We start from the raw sequence: 3,468 nt of genomic DNA, 5'->3' as shown, positions 1-3,468 counted from the left end.
TTTATACTTCTAAAGTATTTATTTTCTGACGTTCCAGATAAGCAACAGGCATACTATGACTTAATTAGTCTCCTCACTGATCAAGACGATAATGTGAAATATTGGGCTTTTCAAATCCTTAGGTATATATATTCTGATTTGCCTGATAAACAACAGCCATGGAATGAATTAATAAAATTTGCTGCTGATGAAAGCAATGATCTGAGGCCTACTGCGGTCTGGGTCCTTAGTTACATGGTTTCTCAAGTACCAGATCAACAACAAGCATGGAATGATTTAATTAAATTAACCTCCGACCGAAGCAGCTTGGTGTGTTTACGAGCGAATTATGCTCTTGGAAAAGTCTCCATATTCAAGGCCTCCCGGGCAGAAAACGAGGAAAGTTATAAAGAAAAACTGGAAAATGCAATTAGTTTTTTTGAGAAAGCATCTAAACAATCATCCAATGAATTTGAAAATCCAGCTCAGTTTTGTCTTCCTTTTTATCGCTCGTTTCATTCGATAATTTTCAGAAGACAAGAAGCAAAAGAAGAGGTAGGCAAATATCTGACAGAAGCTAAAGATGCGATTAAAGGTTCTAAGAGCAAAGAAACTCTTTTTGAAGCTGTTGAAAATCTTGCAAATGCTTTAAAAACCGTTCAGAAGCTGGAAAATCTAGACTTCGAGGCAAAAAAAGATGAGCTTAATTTTTACAGAAAATACTGTGATCGTGCTGCAGAACTCATGAAAGATGCCGAAGAAACAGCACCTTTTGCAACAATAACTTTACAAAAAGGCTTACCTATTCTAAATAAAAACCTAAAAGAGCTTCTCGAAGAGATCCAAAAGAAAGCAAAGATTGCATGTAAAGAATCTGTTGGAACTCCTGAAGCAGAGATTGCTTGTACAATCAATAAGGAAGTTCAAAAATGGGAAATAAGTAGCCCCGAAAAAATGACCCAAAACATAGAAGATCTTACTTACGCCTTGAAAAATCTAGTATCAGATTTTCCTGAAAATGAATACATTCTTAACAAAATTGACTTAATGAGAATTGAAAAAGACTTTACAGAGAAGTTTCAAATTTTGTCATATATAATTGGGCAAATACCGAAAGAACATAAAGTATCGATAGAAGTTCATGGTAATGAAAATAATTTTATAGTTAATTCTAATGGGAGTAATATTAGCACTTCTAAAGATACAGCTCAACCGCCTAGTTCCTCTACAATATTGAAATTGATCTTAGAACATCCGATTATTAGTGGTATTATTGCTACAGTAGTTGGAAGCATCATATTCACTATTATACAGAAGAAATATCTACTTTAATTTTTGTATATTTTAGATTTATTTATGCCCCTAATTTAGATACTAATCTAAAAAAATTGTCTTATTTTATTTATTAAATTTAATCAATTTCAATTTTCCGCAAATTTTGAAGAGAGGTTACGCGTAAACTTACACTAGAGTACAAAAAGTTATACTGTTTTTATCCAGATAGAAATTATAAAAAAGAATTAAATTTGAGTAGGGCAACTTTTGAAAAACTGTTGTGTGTAAATCTCACAAAACAGCGTACAAAAAATCTGATTTTTTTATTAAACTGACTCTATAGAAATAGGGTGATTTTTGGCTAGGACAACTTTTTAAAAAAAGGGAACTATGAATTTGTTAAGGCAACTTTCTAAAATAAGAGGTTGTGCATAAATCTTGCACTAGCGTACAAAAAATTCAAGTTACCTATATCCCCAAAACTTAGTGCGAGGCATGATATTCAAACCCACGAACCCATTTGATACCAGACCTTAACATAAGGAAAGATAAAAAACTGAACTATGAAATAGGTGTGGTGAAGGTGTTGGCGGAAAACTTTACTCTCAATGCTTCTTTCTAACAAGATTAGAGAATTATGACCTTTCATTAATAATATTTTTTATAAACTCAGAGAAAAAAATCAATCATTGAACTTGCCAGACTGGGAAAAAATGCTGTTGACAAATCGCACAAGTGGGGACGAGTAGTAGAGCAAAAAATCAAATTAAAAACGGTTTGTATTCGGATGTGACCTGCTTGTTATGAGCAAGTCACCACATATACGATATTAGATATTATTCTTCTTTGATTGCTGCTTTGATTTCTTTTTGAGTTTCTGGATCATTTAATTGTTCATCAGTAACAGGTCATTTATTTGTGTTCTTCTGTAAAATGAAGAACGTATAACCATATTCATCTGGGTGTTCTCTGAAGATCTTTATCTCTTTTCTGTTAAAACTAAGTATCGTTTCTGCATCGGTGTTTCCTTTATAGTTATCACTGATGTCATCAACTCTTTTTTCCAGATTGGAGTAAAAATCGTACCAGGTAGAAGCTGGCAGTTTAAAGCGGTCAATGAGATCATATCCTGCTGCCATGATAACTTTTTCAGTGTCAGGTATGCTCTTGATATCAGGATAACAGTCCTGCCAGAATTGAAGCACTTCCGAAGAAGGTTCATCCGTGAACCATGTGCTTTCTGTTAGTGCTATATAACCCTCATCTTTCAGAAACTGTTTCCAGTAGCTAAGTCCTTTTTCAAAACCAATGACAAAGATAGAGCCCTCTGACCAGATGATGTCGAATTCTCCTGCTTCAAAAGGCAGGTCATCCATGGAAGCACAAACCGTGGTAATCCTATCATCAAGTCCTTCTTTAACTGCATTTTCCATCAGTTTATCCAGAAAAGGCTGGTAAATGTCAGTTGCAGTAATGTGACAGTCGTTGCAGATCTTCGCAAGATGTATTGTCTGCATACCCACACCGCAACCAATGTCAAGGATCTTAGTGCCTGCAGGAAGGGGAGAAAGCAAATTAAAGGCTTTTTCAGTACACTTGTTATTACCCGGACCCTGTCTGGGCAATCCATCAAATATCTCAAAAATTGGTGATTCTACCATAAAACCCTCACAGAGATAATTTCTTAAATCTTTTGTGGTATCACGATAATGATTGTGTTTTCATCAATGTATTTCCTAAGAGTCTTTAAGAGACCCGAAATAAGCGGGTCAAGAGATATAAATGTAACATTAACTAAGATAGATGTGATGGAAGGTGAGGATTTTGAAAACTTTTTGAAGGCTGTTTTTGAAAACTTAGGATATTCAGTAAAGGGGACCAAAAGAACAGGCGATCAAGGTGCAGATCTTATTTTATCAAAAGATATGATAAAAATTGCTGTTCAAGTTAAACGGTATTCAAGTAAAGTTTCAAATAAAGCAGTACAGGAAGTTGTAGCATCTAAAGCTTTATACAAATGTACTGAAGGTTTGGTAGTTACGAATAACTATTTTACAAATTCTGCAATTGAATTGGCTAAAGCTAATAGTATAGGTTTAATTGACAGAGACGAGCTTACAAAAATCATTAAGGAAGCATATACTTGACTCTGTTCCAAAATCTAGTAATTTTTGCATTTCTTGATTGAAAATCTGAATTAGCAAGAAGAATTAG

The 3,468-nt window shown here is 34.1% G+C and carries 2 protein-coding genes and 1 pseudogene; 2 read left to right on the top strand and 1 reads right to left on the bottom strand.

Translation table 11 applies throughout. The annotated features are described in order from the left end of the window. Positions 1 to 1,311 (top strand): annotated as a pseudogene (locus A9239_RS19660) (hypothetical protein); the annotation flags it as partial. Positions 1,312 to 2,162: 851 nt separating this feature from the next. On the opposite strand, the gene A9239_RS13655 reads toward A9239_RS19660, so the two are convergent. Beyond that, positions 2,163 to 2,915, bottom strand: a complete 753-nt coding sequence (locus A9239_RS13655; protein WP_048155649.1) for a class I SAM-dependent methyltransferase — start codon at positions 2,913 to 2,915, stop codon at positions 2,163 to 2,165. Positions 2,916 to 2,963: 48 nt separating this feature from the next. On the opposite strand from A9239_RS13655, the gene A9239_RS13650 reads away from it, so the two are divergent. Continuing rightward, entirely contained in the window at positions 2,964 to 3,401 is a 438-nt protein-coding gene (locus A9239_RS13650; RefSeq protein ID WP_230668844.1) for a restriction endonuclease, read from the top strand. Positions 3,402 to 3,468: the final 67 nt, after the last annotated feature.

The organism is Methanosarcina sp. A14, from assembly GCF_001729375.1.
GTDB classification, from domain to species: domain Archaea; phylum Halobacteriota; class Methanosarcinia; order Methanosarcinales; family Methanosarcinaceae; genus Methanosarcina; species Methanosarcina barkeri.
Note: the sequence above shows the minus strand (reverse complement) of the source record. Positions and strands in the feature narration are given on the sequence as shown.

What these genes read in the sequence shown, in the direction of transcription:
- A9239_RS13655 (WP_048155649.1), bottom strand. Translation starts at nt 2,915, where the DNA reads ATGGTAGAATCACCAATTTTTGAGATATTTGATGGATTGCCCAGACAG.
- A9239_RS13650 (WP_230668844.1), top strand. Translation starts at nt 2,964, where the DNA reads ATGATTGTGTTTTCATCAATGTATTTCCTAAGAGTCTTTAAGAGACCC.